The organism is Burkholderia sp. JP2-270 (assembly GCF_003233675.1).
Lineage (GTDB): Bacteria > Pseudomonadota > Gammaproteobacteria > Burkholderiales > Burkholderiaceae > Burkholderia > Burkholderia pyrrocinia_C.
Genome location: NZ_CP029825.1, coordinates 1,775,110 through 1,796,365 on the forward strand (window position 1 = coordinate 1,775,110; position 21,256 = coordinate 1,796,365).

The following is a 21,256-nucleotide window of genomic DNA, read 5'->3' on the forward strand; positions in this document are numbered from 1 at the left end:
TCATGTTTCCGACTCCCGTTGCCCAATGGAAGCCCGTCTCGCGCCGGCTCTACAAGCTGTCGCTGCCCGTCGCACTGCTGATCTGGCTGCTGCCGATGATCGCGGTGTTCGTCACGTCGGTGCGCTCGACCGAGGAGCTGGTCGAAGGGCACTACTGGGGCTGGCCGCGGCACTTCGCGATGGTCGAGAACTATCGCGACGCGCTGACGACGTCGCCGATGCTGCATTACTTCTGGAACAGCGTGCAGATCACGGTGCCGTCGGTGCTCGGTTCGATCGCGCTCGCGGCGATGGCCGGCTTCGCGCTCGCGACCTACCGGTTTCGCGGCAACACCGCGCTGTTCGGCACGTTCGTCGCCGGCAACTTCGTGCCGGTGCAGGTGCTGATGATCCCGGTGCGCGACCTGTCGCTCCGGCTCGGCGTGTTCAACACCGTCGAAGCGCTGATCCTGTTCCACGTCGCGTTCCAGACCGGCTTCTGCACGCTGTTCCTGCGCAACTTCATCAAGCAGCTGCCGTTCGAGCTGATCGAGGCTGCGCGCATCGAGGGCGCGGGCGAATGGACGGTGTTCTGGCGGATCGTGCTGCCGCTGATCCGGCCCGCGCTCGCGGCGCTCGCGATCCTCGTGTTCACGTTCGTGTGGAACGACTACTTCTGGGCGCTGTGCCTCACGCAAGGCGACGAAGCCGCGCCGATTACCGCGGGCGTCGCGGCGTTGAAGGGGCAATGGACGACTTCATGGAACCTCGTGTCGGCCGGGTCGATTCTCGCCGCGCTGCCGTCGGTCGCGATGTTCTTCGCGATGCAGAAGCATTTCGTCGCGGGGCTCACGTTCGGCGCGACGAAAGGCTGAACGCGCGCCGCCCGCGCTCACGCATCTCCCCCTCCGCATCGTGAGGTTGCCCGCTTCGGCGGGCTTTTTTTCGACTGCGCGACGCCAGGCAGACTGTGCCCAATAGCCAAAATTTATCCTCAACACGCATCAGACAGCGCAGACTTCAACCTATCAAAATGATAGGTGTGCGATTGGGGCGACCATCCAAACGACAGATCGAGAAGCACATCCGGGTATGTGCGGCCGTTTCAGCGAACATCGTGTTCGTCGGCCATGCACGCGACCGGATGCGGTAGCGGAAGATCAACGATCCGATGGTGCTGGAAACGCTGCGCAAGGGCGTCATCGTGAACGAGCCTGAACCGGACATGCGGGCATCGGGCCTGCGCTGTGTGATGGAGCGGTATGTGTCGGGCGTCAATGTCGGCATGGCCGTACTCGTGGATCATCCCGCTCCTCACCTCACGGTGATCACCGGGATGGAAGTCACCAAACGCTGAATTGACGCACCAAGGGGCTGATATGTATCACTACACCGACGGTGGCCTGAAAAATGTATGGCTGGCGAACGGATATACGCTGCACAAAACACCCTATGGCGACGGTGTGTCCATCAACGATCTGGACGGACGCTGCACCGCAATCTGTCTCGCGCTCGCGAAAAAAACCGCTCCGCTCACCGGCGTCGAGTTTCGGTATGTGCGCAGTGCCGGCCTGATGCAATCGCAGAGCGGACTGGCCCAGCTGCTCGGCAACAACGAGCAGGCGGTTGCCCGCTGGGAGAAGTCGGGCAAAGTACCGCGCTGGGCCGACAAACTGGTTCGCCTGCTGTACCTCGCACACGCGGACGGCAATGTTCCTATCGCGTCGGCAATCGAACGCATCAACGCGATCGAGCGTGCAGAAAAACAGCGAATCGTGCTGAAAGAAGCCAAGTCCGGCTGGGCATCCAGACTTGAAGCGCAGGACGATGCCGACTGCACGGCCGCCTGATCACCGGACAAGAACCAACGCCCCTAGGTCCACCCTTCAAGCCGCAACGTCGAACGCACGAGCCGCTGCTCCTCCTGCTCGATCTCGCGCAGATAGTCGACGCACTGCCGGATATGTTCGCTCGCGGCCTTGCGCGCCTGCTCGGGCAGCCGCCCCGTGACCGCGTTGTAGAGCCGTGCATGCTGGCGGTCGATCTGCTTCTTCAGCGGTTCGCGATGATAGAGGTTGTTCACCGACGCGAACACCGAACTGAGCAGCAGGTCGGTCAGCGACTGCAGCGTGTTGACGAGCACGGGGTTGTGCGACGCCTCGCAGATCGCGAGATGGAACGCGTGGTCGAGCTTCGCGCGCGCGGCGGGATCGAGATCCTGCGCGTCGGCCGCCGTCATTTCGTCGTAGCGGCGCCTGATCAGGATGAAATCGGCCGGCGTGCCGCGCAGCGCGGCGAGTCGCGCTGCCTCCGCCTCGAGCATCCCGCGCACCTCGAACAGGTCGTACAGCGTGCGCGGCTGCGAGCCGAGCAGATGCATCATGGGCGTGATTTCGCGCTGCGGGGTCAGGCTCGCGACGAACGAACCCTTGCCGTGCATCGTGTCGATGATCCCGCGCGCGTGCAGCAGCTTCATTCCTTCGCGCACGGCCGTGCGCGACACGCCGAGCTTCTCGGTCAGCCGCCGCTCGGACGGCAGCGCCTGCCCGGCCTTCAGCACGCCGTCGACGATCAGCTTCTCGATCCGCTCGGCGACGACGTCGGCCACGCGCCGCGCCGGCCCCTCTCGATCCTGCATTTCCATACTGGTACGACCACTTTGGACGGATATCGGCGATTTTCTCACAAACCCTTTTCCTGATTCGGTTTTCTGGTTCTCCGCATGGCAGCTTTCGGGGGCCTTCTCAAAAACTGGTACGACCACATGGAAGACGTCTGGACAGGCGCGCCTGGCCCGCCAAGAATCCCGTCCATCCGGCGTGTCGCGCTTCGCGCGGCCGCCCGCATGGTGGAGACGGAGACAGACCGATGAGTTTCATCTACGACGAACGGATCGACGGTCCGCTGGCGACCGTCGGCCGCGACACGCTCGTCGCCGCGCTGCACGCGGCGGCGCCCGGCCTCGACGTGCTGCACGAGCGCGAGGCGCTCAAGCCGTTCGAATGCGACGGCCTCGCCGCGTACCGCACGGTGCCGCTTGCGGTCGTGCTGCCCGACACGGTCGAGCAGGTGCGCGCGGTGCTGCGCGTCGCGGCCGCGCACAGCGTGCCGGTGGTGGCGCGCGGCGCGGGCACGGGGCTGTCGGGCGGCGCGATGCCGCTCGAAAAAGGCATCCTGCTCGTGATGGCGAAGTTCAACCGGATTCTCGACATCGACCCCGACGCCGGCACCGCGCGCGTGCAGCCCGGCGTGCGCAACCTCGCGATCTCGCAGGCGGCCGCGCCGCACGGCCTCTACTACGCGCCCGATCCGTCGTCGCAGATCGCGTGCTCGATCGGCGGCAACGTCGCCGAAAACGCGGGCGGCGTGCACTGCCTGAAATACGGGCTCACGGTGCACAACATCCTGAAGGTCGAGATCCTGACGATCGACGGCGACACGCTCACGCTCGGCGCCGATGCGCTCGATGCACCGGGCTTCGACCTGCTCGCGCTGTTCACCGGCTCCGAAGGCATGCTAGGCATCGTCACGGAAGTGACCGTGAAGCTGCTGCCGAAACCGCCGTGCGTGAAGGTGCTGATGGCGAGCTTCGACGACGTCGCCGAGGCCGGCGCGGCGGTCGCGCGGATCATCGGCGCGGGCGTGATTCCCGGCGGCCTCGAGATGATGGACAACCTCGCGATCCGCGCGGCCGAGGATTTCATCCACGCGGGCTATCCGGTCGACGCGCAGGCGATCCTGCTGTGCGAGCTCGACGGCGCGGCGAGCGACGTCGACGAGGATGCCGAACGCGTCGCCGCGCTGCTGCGCGACGCGGGCGCAACCGATATCCGCGTCGCACGCGACGAGGCCGAGCGCCAGCGCTTCTGGGCCGGCCGCAAGAACGCGTTCCCCGCGGTCGGCCGCAGGTCGCCCGACTACTACTGCATGGACGGCACGATCCCGCGCCGCGAACTGCCGCGCGTGCTCGAAGGAATCGCCGCGCTGTCCGCCGAATACGGGCTGCCGGTCGCGAACGTGTTCCATGCGGGCGACGGCAACATGCACCCGCTGATCCTGTTCGATGCGAACCGGCCCGGCGAGCTCGACCGCGCGGAAGCGCTCGGCGGCCGGATCCTCGAGCTGTGCGTCGCGGCGGGCGGCAGCATCACCGGCGAGCACGGCGTCGGACGCGAGAAGATCAACCAGATGTGCGTGCAGTTCAATGCCGACGAAATCACGTTCTTCCACGCGGTGAAGGCCGCGTTCGATCCGCAGGGGCTGCTCAATCCCGGCAAGAACATCCCGACGCTGCACCGCTGCGCCGAATTCGGCGCGATGCACGTCCATCACGGCAAGCTGCCGTTTCCCGAACTGGAGCGCTTCTGATGCGACGCGAAATCGAATCGATCGACGACAGCGCTGCGCTCGTCGCCCAGGTCGACGCCGCACTCCGCGACCGCCAGCCGCTGCATATCCGCGGCGCCGGCACCAAGGCGTTCCTCGGCCGCCCCGTCGAAGGCCGCACGCTCGACGTGCGCACGCATCGCGGCGTCGTCGCGTACGACCCGACCGAGCTCGTCGTCACCGCGCGCGCGGGCACGCCGCTCGCCGATCTCGAAGCGATGCTCGACTCGGCCGGCCAGATGCTGCCGTGCGAGCCGCCCGCGTTCGGCGGCGCGGCAACGGTCGGCGGGATGTTCGCGGCGGCGCTGTCGGGGCCGCGCCGCCCGTGGGCCGGCGCGGTGCGCGACTTCGTGCTCGGCTGCCGCGTGATCACCGGCCGCGCGAAGCACCTGCGCTTCGGCGGCGAGGTGATGAAGAACGTCGCGGGCTACGACGTGTCGCGGCTGCTCGCCGGCAGCTTCGGCTGCCTCGGCGTCGTGACCGAGGTGTCGCTGAAGGTGCTGCCGAAACCGCGCGCGACGTGCGATCTCGCGTTGCCGCTCGCCGCCGGCGAGGCCGTGCAGCATGTTGCCGCGTGGCGGCGCGCTGGGCTGCCGCTCGCGGGCGCATGCCACGCGGACGGCGTACTGCGCGTGCGGATCGAAGGTGGCGAAGGCTCGGTAAAGGCCGCACGCGACACGATCGGCGGCGACCGGATGGACGACGTCGACGACGCGTTCTGGGCACGGCTGCGCGATCTCGCGCTGCCGTTCTTCGACGATCCGCGCCCGCTGTGGCGTGTGTCGGTGCCGGCCGCCGCGCCGCTCGACGCATTGCCGGGCGCGCAGCTCGCCGACTGGGGCGGCGCGCAGCGCTGGCTGAAAAGCGATGCCGCGCCGGCCGACGTGCAGCGGCTCGCCGCGCAATGGGGCGGCCACGCGACCTGTTTCACGCCGGGCACGACGCACGAGCCGTTCCAGCCGCTGCCGAGCGCGCTGCTGCGCGTGCACCGGCAACTCAAGACGCAACTCGACCCGCACGCGATCTTCAATCCCGGGCGCCTGTACGCCGACCTCTGACCTTCGAAGCGACCCGCCGATGCAAACCAATCTCAGCGAAGCAAGCAAGGCCCTCGCCCGGGCCGACGAAGCGGAAGCGATCCTGCGCGCGTGCGTGCACTGCGGCTTCTGCAATGCGACCTGCCCGACCTACCAGGTGCTCGGCAACGAGCTCGACGGGCCGCGCGGCCGCATCTACCTGATCAAGCAACTGCTCGAAGGCGAGCCGTGCGGCGAGCGCACGCAGCAGCATCTCGACCGCTGCCTGACCTGCCGCAACTGCGAGACGACCTGCCCGTCCGGCGTGCGCTACCACACGCTGCTCGACATCGGCCGCGCGGAAGCCGAGAAGCGCGCGCAGCGTCCCGCGCGCGAGCGCCTGCTGCGCGCAGGGCTGCGTCACGTGGTGCCGCGCCCGGCGACGTTCGCCGCGTTGCTGAAGGCCGGCCGCACGCTGCGTCCGCTGCTGCCCGGCACGCTGCAGGACAAGATTCCGGCCGCCGTGCCCGCGGCCGCGCCGCGCCCGGCCGCGCGTCACGCACGGCGCGTGCTGATGCTCGAAGGCTGCGTGCAGCCCGCGCTGTCGCCGAACACCAATGCGGCCGCCGCGCGCGTGCTCGACCGGCTCGGCATCAGCGTGAGCCCGGCGCGCGAGGCCGGCTGCTGCGGCGCGACCGAATATCACCTGAACGCGCAGGACGCCGGCCTCGCCCGCGCACGCCGCAACATCGACGCATGGTGGCCCGCGATCGAGGCCGGCGCGGAAGCGATCGTGCTGACGGCGAGCGGCTGCGGCGCGTTCGTCAAGGAATACGGCGACCTGCTGCGCTCCGACCCCGTCTATGCGGAGAAGGCGCGCCGCGTCAGCGCGCTCGCGCGCGATCTCGCCGAGGTGATCGCGGCCGAGCCGCTCGACGCGCTGGCCGATGCGACGCCACGCCGCGTCGCGGTCCACTGCCCGTGCACGCTGCAGCACGCGCAGCGCCTCGGCGGCGCGGTCGAAAGCATCCTGACGCGGCTCGGCTTCGATCTGACGAATATCGCCGACGGCCACCTGTGCTGCGGCTCGGCCGGCACATATTCGCTGACGCAGCCCGAACTCGCGACGAAACTGCGCGACAACCGGCTCGACGCGCTCGAAGCCGCGCGGCCGGACCTGATTGTCACGGCCAACGTCGGCTGCCAGACTCACCTGAACGGCGCGGGCCGCACACCCGTGCGCCACTGGATCGAGCTCGTCGACAACCGACTGATCAACTGACCTGGTTCCGGAGGAAATCCATGCAGACGAAACCCGAACTCGAACTCGCCGATGCAGACCGCATGCTCGCCGCCGCCCGCGCGGAGGCGGAACGCCACGGCTGGGCCGTGTCGATCGCCGTCGTCGACGACGGCGGCCACCTGCTCGCGTTCGCGCGGCTGAACGGCGCATCGCCGGCCAGCTCGCATATCGCGCAGGACAAGGCGCGCGCGGCGGCGCTCGGCCGTCGCGAGACGAAGGCTTATGAGGATATGATCAACGGTGGCCGCACCGCGTTTCTCAGCGTGCCGCTGACGGGGTTGCTCGAAGGCGGCGTGCCGGTCACGGTCGGCGGCCGGATTGCGGGCGCGATCGGCGTGTCTGGCGTAAAGTCCGAGCAGGACGCGCAGATCGCCCGCGCCGGCACACAAAGCGTCGCGGAATAAAGGAGGGCCTGCTCACGCTAATAACGGGCTTGCGCTGGCCACCAGAAGGGCCGAGCGCAAGGAGCATGACGCAGCGATCGGCCCTTCTGGTGGCCAGCCCCATAAATGGTTTTTTTAAATCACGGGAACGAGCCTTGCCGGCCGCATTGCGGCGTCGCGCGTCGCTTGTTTGGCTCGGCCAAACGGCGCTCCTTGCTTCTTGCACTGCGGCCGGCAAGGCTCGTTCGCAAGCCCGTTATTAGCGTGAGCAGGCCCTCTAGCCGCGCGCGCATTTTTCCCCGGGAGGATAACGATGATCGACCAAGCAGGACTGCAAGTCGCGCCAGCGCTGAGCCAGTTCATTGAAAACGAAGCACTGCCGGGCACCGGCATCGACCAGGCCGCATTCTGGAGCGGTTTCTCGGCCCTGGTGCACGATCTGGCGCCGCGCAACCGCGAACTGCTCGCGGAACGCGACCGCCTGCAGCAGGAACTCGACACCTGGCACCGCGCGCACCCCGGCCCCGTGCGCGACCACGCCGCTTATCGCGCGTTCCTCGAAAAAATCGGCTACCTCGTGCCGGTCCCGTCGAACGTCGCGGCAGCCACCGCGAACGTCGACAGCGAGATCGCCACGCAGGCCGGCCCGCAGCTCGTCGTGCCGCTGTCGAACGCGCGCTATGCGCTGAACGCCGCGAACGCCCGCTGGGGCAGCCTGTACGACGCGCTGTACGGCACCGACGCGCTGCCCGAGGACGGCGGCGCCGAACGCACCGCGACCTACAACCCGACGCGCGGCCAGCGCGTGATCGACTACGCGCGCAACGTGCTCGACAACGCGGCGCCGCTCGCAAGCGGCTCGCACGGCGACGCGCTGCGCTATCGCGTGCAGGACGGCCAGCTCGCCGTCGAAACCGCGAAGGGTGTCGTGCATCTCGCACAGCCGGCGCAGTTCGTCGGCTACCAGGGCGCAGCCGGCGCACCGTCCGCGATCCTGCTGAAGCACAACGGCCTGCACATCGAGATCCAGATCGACGCGTCGACGCCGATCGGCCGCGCCGATCTCGCGAACGTGAAGGACGTCGTGCTCGAAGCGGCGGTCAGCACGATCATCGACTGCGAGGATTCGGTCGCGGCGGTCGACGCCGACGACAAAGTCCAGCTCTACCGCAACTGGCTCGGCCTGATGCAGGGCACGCTGGTCGAGGAAGTCGCGAAGGGCGGCAAAAGCTTCACGCGCCGCCTGAACGCCGACCGCGACTACACGACGCCCGACGGCGGCACGCTGTCGCTGCACGGCCGCTCGCTGCTGTTCGTGCGCAACGTCGGCCACCTGATGACCAACGGCGCGGTGCTCGACCGCGACGGCAACGAGATTCCGGAAGGGATCCTCGACGGCGTCGTCACGACGCTGTGCGCGCTGCACGACCTGAAGGCGAAGCGCAATTCGCGCACGGGTTCGATCTACATCGTGAAGCCGAAGATGCACGGCCCGGTCGAAGTCGCATTCGCCGATACGCTGTTCGCGCGCATCGAGGATCTGTACGGCCTGCCGCGCAACACGCTGAAGATGGGCATCATGGACGAGGAGCGCCGCACCAGCGTGAACCTCGCCGCGTGCATCGCGGCCGCCGCCGCGCGTGTCGCGTTCATCAACACCGGCTTCCTCGACCGCACCGGCGACGAGATGCACACCGCGATGGAAGCGGGCCCGATGATCCGCAAGGGCGACATGAAGTCGTCGGCCTGGATCACGTCGTACGAGCGCAACAACGTGCTCGCTGGCCTGTCGGCCGGCCTGCGCGGTCGCGCGCAGATCGGCAAGGGCATGTGGGCGATGCCGGACCTGATGCACGCGATGCTCGAGCAGAAGATCGCGCATCCGCGCGCGGGTGCGAACACCGCGTGGGTGCCGTCGCCGACCGCCGCGACGCTGCACGCGCTGCACTACCACCTCGTCGACGTGCAGGCCGTCCAGCAGGAGCTCGAAAAGACGCCGTACGCGAGCGAGCGCGACACGCTGCTCGAAGGCCTGCTGACCGTGCCGGTCGTCGAGCGTGCCAAATGGAGCGAAGACGAGATTCTGCGCGAGGTCGAGAACAACGCGCAGGGCATCCTCGGCTACGTCGTCCGCTGGGTCGAACAGGGCGTCGGCTGCTCGAAGGTGCCGGACATCCACGACGTCGGCCTGATGGAAGACCGCGCGACGCTGCGCATTTCGAGCCAGCACATCGCGAACTGGCTGCGCCACGGCGTGATCACCGAGGCCTTCGTGCTCGACGTGTTCAAGCGGATGGCGCGCGTCGTCGACCAGCAGAACGCCGGCGACCCGAACTATCGCCCGATGGCGCCCGGCTACGACCAGTCGACCGCGTTCAAGGCCGCGTGTGCGCTCGCGCTGCAGGGCACGTCGCAGCCGAGCGGCTATACCGAGCCGCTGCTGCACCGGTTCCGGCTCGCGTACAAGGCGCAACAGCGCGGCGCCTGAGCATGCGCATGCGGCCCCCGCATGCCGGGGGCCCGTATGCCGGGGGCCCGTATGCCGCTTCACGAAACGGGCGGCCGTCATGGCCGCCCGTTTTCATTTTTACGTTCGCGCGGCCATTGAAAACCGTATGTAGAAACCGATAATCGGCGCATATCGCGCGCTTTCAAGTTTCGCATGCGCCCGCCGTTAAACCGCCTACGCGGCGCGCTTGCACCGCCTTGCAGCAAAGCCTTGTGCTGCAACGCTCTGCCCAATATTTGCAAGCCCGGGATTTCACTGTTATTTGACCCCCATCAACGGGTCGCAACATTTTCCGCGCACGCGAATGCGCGCGTTATACTCGGTTGAATCCGCGCCGCCCGATTCGTCGGATCGTCGAATCGCGGCAGATGCCGCCAATGAATGCATGACTTACCGGTATATCTGGTCGCGATTACCGATAATCGGTGTCCATTTTCTCCGCCGGGCGGGAAGAAGGTGCCGGAAGAGGGCCGCACACCGGATCGCTGTCGACACGTCATACGAACAATCGCATCGGCCCGCCGCCTGGCGACGATGCCCATCGATCCACGGACCATGGCAGAAACCGACTACGCAATGCCCAGCGAATCCGGCCGGACAAGCCGTGTCGCCGCTCATCTGCGCCGGTTCCTGCTGCCGCACCTGATCTTCTACACGGGGCTGCTGATCGCGCTGGTCCTGCTGCTCCTGTGCGGGGTCCTGCTGTACGAAGGCCGCATCGACGCGCGCGACCGCTCGCGCACGATGCAGCAGAACCTCGCGCTGATGGCGTCGTGGGACATCGAGCGCAACATCGAGATCTATTCGCTGTCGCTGCAGGCTGTCGTCGAAGGCGCGAACGACCCCGCGGTCATTGCGCTGCCGATGCCGCTGCGCCGCCAGGTGCTGTTCGACCGCGCGACCACGGCCAAGTACCTCGGCGGCATCTATGTGCTCGACGCAAAGGGCGACATCGAGGTCGACGGCAAGAGCGACGTGCCGCGCAAGGTCAACTTCAGCGACGAGCCGTATTTCACCATCCACCGCGACCACCCCGACGTCGGCCTGTACGTGAGCAACCCGTACCATTCGCGGCTGCGCGGCGGCTCGCCGAGCATCGCGCTCAGCCGGCGGATCACGAAGCCCGACGGGTCGTTCGGCGGCGTCGCGGTGATGTCGATCCGGCTCGAATATTTCCAGAACCTGTTCTCGCGCCTGTCGCTCGGCGACCGCGGCTCGGTCGCGCTGATCAACACGCGCGGCCTGATGCTCGCGCGCGAACCGTACGACCCGAAGATCGTCGGCCGCGACATCAGCCGCGCCAGCACGTTCCGGCATTTCATGACCGCCAGCGAAGGCAGCTTCGCCGACACGGCGACGATCGACGGCGTGCGGCGCCTGTACGTGTTCCGGCACCTCGATCACCTGCCGCTCATCGTCATGGTCGCGCGCTCGGAAGCGGACACCTATGCCGCGTGGTACGACCGTGCGATTCCGGTCGGCTCCGCGATGGTCGCGCTCGCGATCGGCTTCGTCGGCCTGTCGCTGCTGCTCGACGTGCAGCTGCGCAAGCGCCATCGCGCGGAAACCGAGCTGCAGGCGCTCGCGCGCACCGACGGCCTCACGGGCCTCGACAACCGCCGGATGCTCGACGTCACGCTCGCGCGCGAATGGCGCCGCGCCGCGCGCTCGCAGCATACGCTGTCGCTGCTGTTCATCGACGTCGATTACTTCAAGCACTACAACGACACGCAGGGCCACCAGGCCGGCGACGACGCGCTCGCCGCGGTCGGCCATTGCATCGGCGGCTGCCTGCGCCGCCCGGCCGACTATGCGGCGCGCTACGGCGGCGAGGAGTTCGTCGTGGTGCTGCCCGACGTCGACACGGACGGCGCGGTGACGATCGCCGAGACGATCCGCACGGGCATCCTCGATCTCGGCATCCGGCACGACGCCGGCACGGCCGGCCGCCTGACGGTCAGCATCGGCGTGACGACGAGCTATCCCGAACTCGACGACGACATGCAGGCCGCGCTGAAGCTCGCAGACGATGCGCTGTATCGCGCGAAGGAAGGCGGGCGCAACCGCATCGTCGTACTGACGGCCGCATCTCCCGACAAGCTCGAGTCGCGGCGGGCCTGAGCGCCCGGTCACCTGAGTTGCGGCGGGGCAGCCGCCCGGTCGCAGCCGCCCGCGTGCAAAATCGCCGACAATGTCGGCTCGATACGCGGCCGCGCGGCTGACGCGCCCGGCCGGCCGCACCTGGCCGGCCGCACCTAGCCGGCCGCACCGGTTCGCGGCCGCTTCGCACCACCATGAGACTCAAGGCAAAGATCTTCCTTCTGGCCATCGTGCCGTTCCTGCTCGCGATCGCCGGCATCGGCTTCGGCGTGCGCCAGCAGGCGACGTCGCTCGCGCGCACGCAGCACGCGACGATCCAGGCCGCGTACCTGTCGAGCAAGGAAGTCGAGCTGAAGCACTACGTCGAGCTCGCGACGAGCGCGATCATGCCGCTCTACGACGCGAGCGGCCGCAATGCGCGCGACGACGCGCTGCTGCGCACGCAGGCGCTCGCGATGCTGCAGAAGATGGATTTCGGGCCCGACGGCTATTTCTTCGTGTACGACCTGCACGGCAATTCGCTGATGCACCCGCGCGAGCCCGAGCGCGTCGGTCACAACTTCTGGTCGATGCGCGACCCGCAGGGCGCGCTGACGATCCAGAAGCTGATCGGCGCGGCGTCGCACGGCGGCGGCTACGTGCGCTACGCATGGCAGCGGCCGTCGACGGGCCGCGTCGCGCCGAAGCTCGGCTATGTCGTCGCGCTCGAACGCTGGGGCTGGATGGTCGGCACGGGCATCTATCTCGACGACGTCGACACCGCGCTGCAGCGCATCGACGCGCGCGCGTCCGCGAATATCGAGCGCACGATGAGCTGGCTCACCGCGATCGCGCTCACCGGCGCGGCGGCGATCGCCGTGTGCGCGCTGGTGCTGAACGTCAGCGAGTCGCGCAGCGCCGACGCGAAGCTCAAGCTGCTCGCGCAGCGCGTCGTCGAATCGCAGGAGCAGGAACGCGCGCGGCTGTCGCGCGAACTGCACGACGGGATCAGCCAGATGATGGTGTCCGCGAAGCTGATGCTCGAATCCGCGCTCGCGCGCTTCGAACGCGGCACGTCGCGCGTGCCCGAGGCCGAGCAGGCGCTCGTGTCGGGCGTCGGGCGGCTCGGCGACACGCTGCGCGAAGTGCGACGCATCTCGCATGCGCTGCGGCCGTCGATGCTCGACGATCTCGGCCTCGCGGCCGCGCTCGAGCAGCTGGTCCGCGAACTCGGCGCCGAAAGCGGCATCGACATCGGCTATACGCAGGTCGCGCACAGCGGCACGCGGCCGCTGCCCGAGGCCGTCAACACCGCGCTGTTCCGGATCGCGCAGGAAGCGCTCAGCAACATCGTGCATCATGCGCATGCGACGCGCGCGGCCGTCACGCTCGACGTCGGCGCCCAGTCCGTCATGCTGACCATCGCCGACAACGGCTGCGGCTTCGACGCCGAACGCTCGCAGGCCGACGCGCGCCGCGGCATCGGCCTGCGCAACATGCGCGAACGCCTCGACGCGCTCGGCGGCATGCTGACGATCACGTCGCAGGTCGGCCACACGATCGTCGCCGCGCGCGTGCCGCTGCGCAGCGCCGCGTGACGACGCGCCCCATAACAGGAGACCTTTCACGCATGAGCGCCCCCGACACCGCCCGGCCCGCCGCCCGACTGCTGCTCGTCGACGATCACCCGCTCGTGCGCGACGGCTTGCGGATGCGGCTCGAAGCGGCCGACCTGTCCGTGGTCGGCGAGGCCGGCAACGCCGACGAGGCGCTCGCGCTCGCCGCGTCGCTCGAACCCGATCTCGCGCTGATGGACGTCGGCATGAACGGGATGAACGGCATCACGCTCGCGGGCGTGTTTCACGAGCGCTTTCCCGGCATCCGCGTGCTGATGCTGTCGATGCACGACAACCTCGAATACGTGACGCAGGCCGTGCGTGCCGGCGCGAGCGGCTACCTGCTGAAGGATTCGCCCGCGAGCGAGATCGTTCGCGCGATCGGCGCGGTGCTGGCCGGGCAGACGTTCTTCAGCGAAGGGCTCGCCGCGCGGATGATCCACGCGAGCGCAACCGCGTCGCCGCTCGATCGCCTGACGCCGCGCGAACGCGACATCCTCGATGCGCTGGCCGAGGGATTGTCGAGCAAGCAGATCGCGCAGCAGACGGGGCTGTCGGTGCGCACGGTGGAAACGCACCGGCTCAATCTGAAGCGCAAGCTCGAGATCGAGGGGCAGGCCGAGCTGATCAAGTTTGCGGTCGAGCATCGGCGGCGGTAGGGCAGCGCGGCGCCGTGATCCGCAACGAAAAAGGGCGCCCGAGGCGCCCTTCATGCATCCGGACTGCGAGCCGCGCCGCGGCCGTCAGTTCGTCCGCGAATTGTGCTTCTGCAGATACGCGATCAGCCCGTCGATCCCGCCCGACGCGAGCTGGCTCTTGAACTGGCCCTGGTAGACCTGGATCAGCCACGCGCCCGACATGTCGATGTCGTAGATCTTCCAGTCGTTGCCGACCTTGCCGAGCCGATAGCCGACCGACTGGCTGTCGCCCGGCGTCGTCACCGTCGACTGCACGAGCGCGTCGGCGCCCGACGCGCCGCCGGCCTTGAACGAGAACTTCGCGTCCTGGCTGCCGAGCTGCGCGAGCGACGCGGCGTAGGTGCGCGTCATCAGCAGCCTGAACTGCTTGTACAGCTCCTGCTGCTGTTGCGGCGTTGCCTGCTTCCACGCGTCGCCGACGGCGATGCGGGTCGTGCGCTCGAAGTTGGTCGCGGGCAGGAAGCGCTGCTCGACGACCTGCGTGACCTTCGCCATGTCGCCGCCGCGTGCGGCCGGATCGGCCTTCATCGCGGTGACGGTGCCCTCGACCGCATTACGGACGATATCGACCGGCGCGCTCTGAGCGAAAGCGGAAACCGACACGGCGGCCGCCGCGACGAAAGCAAACAGATGACGTTTCATACGATTATTCGCACTCGATGGGAAAAAACGACCGGCTCTTTGCATCGGCCGGTGCAGCGAAGTATACCGGGCCTGACGCCCGGTTGCCGCGCCGTGACCGACTGTTACCTTTCAGCTGCATTTGTCACAGGCGCGGGCAACAGACGGCGCAGCGTCGATTATGTAAATGCCTACCGACAAACCGGCCGGCCGCCCGTGCCGATTCCTCCGCCGCGAACAAATCTCCTTCCCGCCCCGAAACCCGCAACGTCACGTCAGCCGCCGCGCCGCGCCGGTATACTTGGCTACTTTGCCCTTGCCAGCCGCTCCCCACCGCCACATGGTGACAAATCTCATCGTCCGACTCGTTGCGTGGTCGGTGCGCCGTCCCGTCTGGGTCGTCGTCCTGTCGCTCGTCATCGCTGCCCTCAGCGGTGTCTACGTCGCGCAGCATTTCAAGATCAACACCGACATCAGCAAGCTCGTCGATGCGGAACCGCAATGGGCTGCGCTCGGCCAGGCCGTCGATAAAGCGTTCCCGCAACGCAACGGCACGATCCTCGCGGTCGTCGAAGCGCCCGCGCCCGAATTCGCGAATGCCGCCGCGCATGCGCTGACCGAAGCGCTGCAGAAGCAGGCCGAAGCCGGCCGCATCGGCCAGGTCGCCGAGCCCGGCGGCGGGCCGTTCTTCGAGCACAACGGGCTGCTGTTCCTGTCGCCGCAGGAAGTCTCCGATACGACGTCGCAGCTCGCGAGCGCGCGCCCGCTCGTCAACGAACTCGCGAAGAACCCGAGCCTGACCGGGCTCGCGACGACGCTGGCCACCACGCTCGGCCAGCCGCTCCTGACCGGCCAGGTGAAACTGCCCGCGATGGCGAAGCTGCTCGCGCGCAGCGCCGCGACGGTCGACGACGTGCTGGCCGGCAAGCCGGCCGCGTTCTCGTGGCGCGCGCTGGTCGACAGCGACGCCGCACGGCAGCCCGCGCGTGCATTCGTCACCGTGCAGCCCGTGGTCAACTACGGCGCGCTGAAGGCCGGCGCGGAAACCAGCCAGGTGATCCGCGACGCTGCCCGTTCGCTCGACCTCGAAAAGCGCTACGGCGCGGCCGTGCGCCTGACCGGCGAACAGCCGCTCGCCGACGACGAATTCGCATCGGTCGAGGACGGCGCGGCGCTCAACGGCGTGCTCACGCTGCTCGCCGTGCTCGTCATCCTGTGGCTTGCGCTGCGCTCGAAGCGGATGATCGGCTCGGTGCTCGTCACGCTGTTCGTCGGCCTCGTCGTGACCGCCGCGCTCGGCCTCGCGATGGTCGGCTCGCTGAACATGATCTCGGTTGCGTTCATGGTGCTGTTCGTCGGCCTCGGCGTCGATTTCTCGATCCAGTACGGCGTGAAGTATCGCGAGGAACGCTTCCGCGATCAGCGCATCGATCACGCGCTGATCGGCGCCGCGCACTCGATGGGCATGCCGCTCGCGCTGGCCACGGCGGCCGTTGCGGCAAGCTTCTTCTCGTTCATCCCCACCGCCTATCGCGGCGTGTCCGAGCTCGGGCTGATCGCGGGCGTCGGGATGTTCGTCGCACTGCTGACCACGCTCACGCTGCTGCCCGCGCTGCTGCGCCTGTTCGCACCGCCGGGCGAATCGAAGACGCCGGGCTTCCCGTGGCTCGCGCCGGTCGACGATTTCCTCGATCGCCATCGCAAGCCGATCCTGATCGGCACGCTCGCGGTCGTGATCGGCGCGCTGCCGCTGCTCGCGTTCCTGCGCTTCGACTTCAACCCGCTGCACCTGAAGGATCCGAACAGCGAATCGATGGCAACGCTGCTCGCGCTGAAGGATTCGCCCGAAGCGGCCGTCAACGACGTCACGCTGCTCGCGCCGTCGCTCGCCGAAGCCGATGCGGCCGCGAAGCGTCTCGACGCGCTGCCCGAAGTCGGCCGCACCACCACCCTGTCGACCTTCATCCCCACCGACCAGCCGGCCAAGCGCGCGGCGATCGCCGCTGCCGCGAGCGACCTGCTGCCCGCGCTGACGCAGCCGGCCGCGCCGCCCGCGACCGACGCGCAGCGCGTCGCCGCGCTCAAGCGCGTGTCGGATCTGCTCGGCTATGCGGCGGAAGATCACCCGGGCCCGGGCGCGGCCGCCGCGCAACATCTGTCCGCGTCGCTCGCGAAGCTCGCCGCCGCCGACAGCGCGACGCGCGACCGCGCGGAGCGCGCATTCTCCGATACGCTGCGCATCGCGCTCAACCAGCTCGCGGCGCTGCTGCAGCCGCAGGACATCACGCGCGAATCGCTGCCGCCGCCGCTCGTGCGCGACTGGGTCGCGCCGGACGGTCACGCGCTCGTGCAGATCTCGCCAAAGGTGCCGAAGGGCGTCGACCCGAACGACGACACGATGCTGCGCCGTTTCGCGAAGACCGTAAAGGCCGCGGAACCGGGCGCAACCGGCGGCCCGATCTCGATCCTGCACTCGGCCGACACGATCATCAACGCATTCCTGCATGCGGCGTTGTGGTCGATCATTTCGATCACGATCCTGCTGTGGGTCACGCTGCGCCGCTTCGGCGACGTGCTGCGCACGCTGGTGCCGCTGCTCGTGTCGGGTGTCGTGACGCTCGAGATGTGCGTCGTGCTCGGCATGCCGCTCAACTTCGCGAACATCATCGCGCTGCCGCTGATGCTCGGCGTCGGCGTCGCATTCAAGGTCTATTTCGTGATGGCGTGGCGCGCGGGGCAGACGGGATTGCTGCACTCGAGCCTCACGCACGCGGTGCTGTTCAGCGCCGCGACGACGGCGACCGCATTCGGCAGCCTGTGGCTGTCGCACCACCCGGGCACGTCGAGCATGGGCAAGCTGCTCGCGCTGGCACTGACCTGCACGCTGATCGGCGCCGTGGTGTTCCAGCCCGTCCTGATGGGCAAACCGCGCGTCAAACGCGCCAAGAACCAATCGCAAGGAATCAATGACTAAGGTGCGAATCATTGCGGCGACCGTCGCCGCCAGCGCAATGCTGACCGGCTGCGCGACGGGACCGAACCGCAATCCCAACGACCCGTTCGAGCCGATGAACCGGACGATGTACAAGATCAACGACACCGTCGATTCGAACATCGCCGTGCCGATCGCGAAGGGTTACCAGAAGATCACGCCGACACCCGTGCGCACCGCGATCAGCAACTTCTTCTCGAACCTCGGCGATCTCGGCAACATGGCGAACAACCTGCTGCAGTTGCGCATCACCGATGCGACGCAGGATCTGATGCGAGTGACGATGAACTCGCTGTTCGGCGTCGCCGGCCTGATCGACATCGCGACGCCGGCCGGGCTGCCGAAGCATCACCAGGATTTCGGCCTGACGCTCGCGCGCTGGGGCGTTCCGTCCGGCCCGTACCTCGTGCTGCCCGTGTTCGGGCCGAGCACGATCCGCGACGGCGTCGGCCGTGCGGTGGACGTGCGCTTCAACCTGCTCAACTACATCGAGCCGGCCGCGCGCAACCCGATGTACATCGCGCAGTTCATCAGCGCGCGTTCGGACCTGCTCGGCGCGACCGACCTGCTGAAGCAGGCGGCGCTCGATCCGTATTCGTTCGTGCGCGACGCGTACCTGCAGCAGCGCAAGTCGCTGACGTATCGCAGCCAGTCGTCGTCGACCGCGCTGCCGAACTACAGCGAGCCGAGCGAATCGGGCGCCGTGCCGGCTGCGACGCCGGCCGTGCCGGGGCTGCCGAACTACGAGGATCCGGGCGAGTCGGGCGGCGCATCGGGCGCCGCGCCGAACAATGCGCCGGCTGCGCCCGGGTTGCCGCAGTACGACGATCCGGGTGCGGACCATGCGATGCCCGCGAGCACGCCTGCCGCGCAGTAACGCTGCAACGGCGACCGCCGCAAAGACAAAGAGCGCTGCATCATGCAGCGCTCTTTTTTTGTCCGCTAAAAATGAGAGAGAGAAGGGAAAGAGAAACGCGGCGCGTGCCGCTCAGACAATCCGCATCGCACCGGCACGCTCGAACGCGTGCCGCGCCTGGATCAGCGTCGTGCGCGCCGCGCGCGCATCGCTCGCGACCTGCAGCAGCGGGCCGAGCTGCGACGGCTGCTTCAGCAATTCGCGCAGGATCGGCAGGATCGCCGTGCTGCCGTCGTCGCGCAGGCCGGCCGTCGCCGCGCGCGGCAGCGTGCGCCACGCCGGATCGACGATCGCGCGGCACACCGCGAACGGCACGCCGCGCGCGGCCGCGAAGGCCGCCGCGATATGTGACTCCATGTCGACGGCGAGCGCGCCCTTCGCATGATGCAGCGACGCCTTTTCCTGTTCGCTGACGACCGGCGCGCCGACGGCCGCGATCGTGCCGCGCGTGACGCGCGCCCATACCGGCGTGTCGTGCAGCGCGGCGACGAGCCGCGCGCTCCAGCCCGTATCGGTCTCGACGCGGCCGAACGGCCCGTCGATCGCGTTCGCGATCACGAGCGCGCCGGGTTCCAGATCGGGCGCAAGGCCGCCCGCCGTGCCGAAGCTCACGATGCCCGCGCAACCGTGCGCGGTCGCGTCGGCCAGCGCGCGCTCGAGCCGGTCGGCCCGCGCGGCGAATACGGCTTCGACGCCGTCGCCGCGCGCGATGCGCGCCTCGAACGCCATCCCCGTCACCGCGATGACGGGCAATGCGCCGTTGTGCCGTGATGCGCCCACGCGTTACATCCCGACCGTGACGCGCGTCGCGTTGTCACGCTTCAGGTTGCGGTAGCGCGCGAGCGCCCACAGCGGGAAGAACTTGCGATAGCCGTGGTAGCGCAGGTAGAACACGCGCGGGAAGCCCGTCGCCGTGAAGCGCGTCTCGTCCCACAGGCCGTGTTCCTTCTGCTCCGCGATCAGATAGTCGATGCCGCGCGCAACGGCCGGGTTGTTCACCTCGCCGGCCGCCATCAGGCCGAGCAGCGCCCAGGCCGTCTGCGACGCGGTGCTCGGCGCCTGCTCGAAGCCGCGGTAGTTCAGCTTGTAGCTGTCGCCGTCCTCGCCCCAGCCGCCGTCCTTGTTCTGGATCGACAGCAGCCACTGCGCGCCGCGCTTCATGCGCGGATCTTCCGGCCCGAGGCCGGCCGCGTTCAGCGAGCACAGCGCGGTCCACGTGCCGTACACGTAGTTCATCCCCCAGCGGCCGTACCAGCTGCCGTCCGGCTCCTGCTCCTTCAGCATGTAGTCGAGCGCGCGGCGGGCCGGCTCGCTGTTCGCGGCCGTCTCGCCGAGCTGCGACAGCATCGACAGGCAGCGCCCCGACACGTCGGAGGTCGGCGGATCGAGCAGCGCGCCGTGATCGGAGAACGGGATGTTGTTCAGGTAGTACTGCGTGTTTTCCGGCTCGAACGCGCCCCAGCCGCCGTCGCTGCTCTGCATGCCGACAACCCATTCGCGTGCGCGCGCCATCGATTCGCGATACGCATCCGACTGCCTGAGCTTCTGCGCACGGTCCATCGCCATCACGACCACGGCCGTATCGTCGACGTCCGGGTAGTGCGCGTTCGCGTACTGGAACGCCCAGCCGCCGGGCCGCACGTTCGGGCGGCGCGAGATCCAGTCGCCGCGCACGTCGAGAATCTGCAGCGGACGCAGCCAGTCGAGACCGCGCAGCACGGCTTCCTCGGCGCGCGCATCGCCGGTTTCGAGCAGCGCGTGCGCCGCGAGCGACGTGTCCCACACCGGCGACAGGCACGGCTGGCAATACGCTTCGTCGTCCTGCACGACGAGCAGCTTGTCGAGCGCCTTGCGCGCGATCGCGCGGTTCGGGTGATCCTCCGCGTAGCCGAGCACGTCGTACATCATCACCGCGTTGGCCATCGCCGGATAGATCGCGCCGAGGCCGTCCTCGCCGTTCAGGCGCTCGTCGACGAACGACACGGCCTGACGGATCGCGCGTTCGCGCGTATAGCTCGGGAACAAGCCGTCGGCCGCGCGCAGCGCATGGTCGACCACACGGAAGAACGCGAACCAGCCGGCGCTCTGGTGACCCTGGCGCGGCAGCAGCCCTGCGTTGACGGGCGGATCGATGAACAGCTCGTCGATGCGCACGCCGCGCGGGTTCTTCGCGAGCGGGCGCTTCGCGTTCAGCACGAGCAGCGGCACGATCACGGTACGCGCCCAGTACGACACCTTCGACAGGTGGAACGGGAACCATTGCGGCAGCAGCATGATCTCGACCGGCATCATCGGCACCGCGCGCCACGGAATCGCGCCGTACAGCGCGAGCTGGATGCGCGTGAACACGTTCGACATCTCGGCGCCGCCCATCGCGTGGATCGCCTTGCGCGCGCGCTGCATGTGCTCGGCGTTCTCGTCGTCGCCGATCACCTTCAGCGCGAAATACGCCTTCACGCTCGCGCTGATGTTCGGCGCGCCGTCGGTGAACAGCGGCCAGCCGCCGTCCGCCTGCTGGATGCGGCGCAGATACCGGCCGATCTTCTGTTCGAGCTCGAGGTTCGGCGTCTCGCCGAGATAGTGGACGAGCAGTACGTATTCGGCGGGAATCGTCGAATCGGCTTCGAGTTCGTAGACCCAGTGTCCATCCGCGTTCTGCGCGGCCAGCAGCGCGTCGGTCGCACGCGCGACGGCCGCGTCGATGCCGACCGGCGCGGTGCCGGCGGACAGGGTAGCCATTTCGGTGAGATCGTTCATC

At 68.3% G+C, this 21,256-nt stretch carries 17 protein-coding genes; 13 read left to right on the forward strand and 4 right to left on the reverse strand.

Features of this window, described 5'->3' with window-relative positions; all coding sequences use genetic code 11:
* The first annotated feature begins 2 nt into the window (after nt 1–2).
* The 3 genes from DM992_RS25835 to DM992_RS25845 all read left to right on the forward strand — a co-directional run bounded on the left by DM992_RS25835 (nt 3) and on the right by DM992_RS25845 (nt 1,829).
* Nucleotides 3–854, forward strand: a complete 852-nt coding sequence (locus DM992_RS25835; RefSeq protein WP_072439912.1) for a carbohydrate ABC transporter permease — start codon at nt 3–5, stop codon at nt 852–854.
* Nucleotides 855–1,150: 296 nt separating this feature from the next.
* Nucleotides 1,151–1,336 carry a hypothetical protein gene (locus DM992_RS25840; protein ID WP_111019210.1) on the forward strand — a complete coding sequence of 62 codons (186 nt, stop codon included), beginning with the start codon at nt 1,151–1,153 and terminating at the stop codon, nt 1,334–1,336.
* A gap of 22 nt (nt 1,337–1,358) precedes the next feature.
* The gene (locus tag DM992_RS25845; RefSeq protein ID WP_111019211.1) at nt 1,359–1,829 is read left to right on the forward strand and encodes a hypothetical protein; all 471 of its coding nucleotides are present in this window, start codon (nt 1,359–1,361) and stop codon (nt 1,827–1,829) included.
* Between the two features lie 23 nt (nt 1,830–1,852).
* Here the strand turns inward: DM992_RS25845 and glcC are convergent, their stop codons facing one another.
* The gene (gene glcC, locus DM992_RS25850) at nt 1,853–2,623 is read right to left on the reverse strand and encodes a transcriptional regulator GlcC (RefSeq protein ID WP_111019212.1); all 771 of its coding nucleotides are present in this window, start codon (nt 2,621–2,623) and stop codon (nt 1,853–1,855) included.
* Nucleotides 2,624–2,847: 224 nt separating this feature from the next.
* On the opposite strand from glcC, the gene glcD reads away from it, so the two are divergent.
* From glcD to DM992_RS25895, 8 genes are all read left to right on the forward strand, one after another.
* Nucleotides 2,848–4,347 (forward strand): glycolate oxidase subunit GlcD, encoded by a 1,500-nt coding sequence (gene glcD, locus DM992_RS25855; RefSeq protein ID WP_111019213.1) that lies wholly within the window; start codon nt 2,848–2,850, stop codon nt 4,345–4,347.
* On the forward strand, nt 4,347–5,423 hold the full coding sequence (gene glcE, locus DM992_RS25860) for a glycolate oxidase subunit GlcE (RefSeq protein ID WP_111019214.1): 1,077 nt from the start codon (nt 4,347–4,349) through the stop codon (nt 5,421–5,423). The genes glcD and glcE overlap by 1 nt, the downstream gene beginning before the upstream one ends.
* 19 nt (nt 5,424–5,442) lie before the next feature.
* Nucleotides 5,443–6,663 (forward strand): glycolate oxidase subunit GlcF, encoded by a 1,221-nt coding sequence (gene glcF, locus DM992_RS25865; protein WP_111019215.1) that lies wholly within the window; start codon nt 5,443–5,445, stop codon nt 6,661–6,663.
* A gap of 20 nt (nt 6,664–6,683) precedes the next feature.
* Nucleotides 6,684–7,088 (forward strand): heme-binding protein, encoded by a 405-nt coding sequence (locus tag DM992_RS25870; protein ID WP_111019216.1) that lies wholly within the window; start codon nt 6,684–6,686, stop codon nt 7,086–7,088.
* Nucleotides 7,089–7,380: 292 nt separating this feature from the next.
* Nucleotides 7,381–9,555: a malate synthase G gene (locus DM992_RS25880; RefSeq protein ID WP_111019217.1), complete on the forward strand. Its 2,175-nt coding sequence runs from the start codon at nt 7,381–7,383 to the stop codon at nt 9,553–9,555.
* Between the two features lie 576 nt (nt 9,556–10,131).
* Entirely contained in the window at nt 10,132–11,697 is a 1,566-nt protein-coding gene (locus tag DM992_RS25885; RefSeq protein ID WP_111019218.1) for a sensor domain-containing diguanylate cyclase, read from the forward strand.
* 173 nt (nt 11,698–11,870) lie between these two features.
* On the forward strand, nt 11,871–13,253 hold the full coding sequence (locus DM992_RS25890; RefSeq protein WP_111019219.1) for a cache domain-containing protein: 1,383 nt from the start codon (nt 11,871–11,873) through the stop codon (nt 13,251–13,253).
* Between the two features lie 32 nt (nt 13,254–13,285).
* Complete coding sequence (locus DM992_RS25895; RefSeq protein WP_034181525.1) at nt 13,286–13,930, forward strand: response regulator transcription factor; 645 nt, start codon at nt 13,286–13,288, stop codon at nt 13,928–13,930.
* Nucleotides 13,931–14,014: 84 nt separating this feature from the next.
* On the opposite strand, the gene DM992_RS25900 is transcribed toward DM992_RS25895, so the two are convergent.
* Nucleotides 14,015–14,611, reverse strand: coding sequence for an ABC transporter substrate-binding protein (locus DM992_RS25900; RefSeq protein WP_034181524.1), 597 nt, complete (start codon nt 14,609–14,611; stop codon nt 14,015–14,017).
* Between the two features lie 319 nt (nt 14,612–14,930).
* Here DM992_RS25900 and DM992_RS25905 point away from each other — a divergent pair, with 319 nt between their 5' ends.
* Together DM992_RS25905 and DM992_RS25910 are read left to right on the forward strand one after the other, a co-directional pair.
* Nucleotides 14,931–17,564, forward strand: coding sequence for an MMPL family transporter (locus DM992_RS25905; RefSeq protein WP_111019220.1), 2,634 nt, complete (start codon nt 14,931–14,933; stop codon nt 17,562–17,564).
* Nucleotides 17,557–18,459, forward strand: coding sequence for a VacJ family lipoprotein (locus DM992_RS25910; protein ID WP_111019221.1), 903 nt, complete (start codon nt 17,557–17,559; stop codon nt 18,457–18,459). The genes DM992_RS25905 and DM992_RS25910 overlap by 8 nt, the downstream gene beginning before the upstream one ends.
* Before the next feature lie 111 nt (nt 18,460–18,570).
* Here the strand turns inward: DM992_RS25910 and DM992_RS25915 are convergent, their stop codons facing one another.
* A complete protein-coding gene (locus tag DM992_RS25915) occupies nt 18,571–19,278 on the reverse strand; it encodes a phosphorylase (protein ID WP_072444940.1) in 708 nt (235 codons plus the stop codon).
* Between the two features lie 3 nt (nt 19,279–19,281).
* Complete coding sequence (gene shc / locus DM992_RS25920) at nt 19,282–21,255, reverse strand: squalene--hopene cyclase (RefSeq protein WP_111019222.1); 1,974 nt, start codon at nt 21,253–21,255, stop codon at nt 19,282–19,284.
* Between the last annotated feature and the right edge of the window lies 1 nt (nt 21,256).

Bases quoted from the DNA above. Each gene is read 5' to 3' on its own strand.
- DM992_RS25835 (WP_072439912.1), top strand. From the start codon at position 3: ATGTTTCCGACTCCCGTTGCCCAATGGAAGCCCGTCTCGCGCCGGCTC.
- DM992_RS25840 (WP_111019210.1), top strand. From the start codon at position 1,151: ATGGTGCTGGAAACGCTGCGCAAGGGCGTCATCGTGAACGAGCCTGAA.
- DM992_RS25845 (WP_111019211.1), top strand. From the start codon at position 1,359: ATGTATCACTACACCGACGGTGGCCTGAAAAATGTATGGCTGGCGAAC.
- glcC (WP_111019212.1), bottom strand. From the start codon at position 2,623: ATGGAAATGCAGGATCGAGAGGGGCCGGCGCGGCGCGTGGCCGACGTC.
- glcD (WP_111019213.1), top strand. From the start codon at position 2,848: ATGAGTTTCATCTACGACGAACGGATCGACGGTCCGCTGGCGACCGTC.
- glcE (WP_111019214.1), top strand. From the start codon at position 4,347: ATGCGACGCGAAATCGAATCGATCGACGACAGCGCTGCGCTCGTCGCC.
- glcF (WP_111019215.1), top strand. From the start codon at position 5,443: ATGCAAACCAATCTCAGCGAAGCAAGCAAGGCCCTCGCCCGGGCCGAC.
- DM992_RS25870 (WP_111019216.1), top strand. From the start codon at position 6,684: ATGCAGACGAAACCCGAACTCGAACTCGCCGATGCAGACCGCATGCTC.
- DM992_RS25880 (WP_111019217.1), top strand. From the start codon at position 7,381: ATGATCGACCAAGCAGGACTGCAAGTCGCGCCAGCGCTGAGCCAGTTC.
- DM992_RS25885 (WP_111019218.1), top strand. From the start codon at position 10,132: ATGGCAGAAACCGACTACGCAATGCCCAGCGAATCCGGCCGGACAAGC.
- DM992_RS25890 (WP_111019219.1), top strand. From the start codon at position 11,871: ATGAGACTCAAGGCAAAGATCTTCCTTCTGGCCATCGTGCCGTTCCTG.
- DM992_RS25895 (WP_034181525.1), top strand. From the start codon at position 13,286: ATGAGCGCCCCCGACACCGCCCGGCCCGCCGCCCGACTGCTGCTCGTC.
- DM992_RS25900 (WP_034181524.1), bottom strand. From the start codon at position 14,611: ATGAAACGTCATCTGTTTGCTTTCGTCGCGGCGGCCGCCGTGTCGGTT.
- DM992_RS25905 (WP_111019220.1), top strand. From the start codon at position 14,931: ATGGTGACAAATCTCATCGTCCGACTCGTTGCGTGGTCGGTGCGCCGT.
- DM992_RS25910 (WP_111019221.1), top strand. From the start codon at position 17,557: ATGACTAAGGTGCGAATCATTGCGGCGACCGTCGCCGCCAGCGCAATG.
- shc (WP_111019222.1), bottom strand. From the start codon at position 21,255: ATGAACGATCTCACCGAAATGGCTACCCTGTCCGCCGGCACCGCGCCG.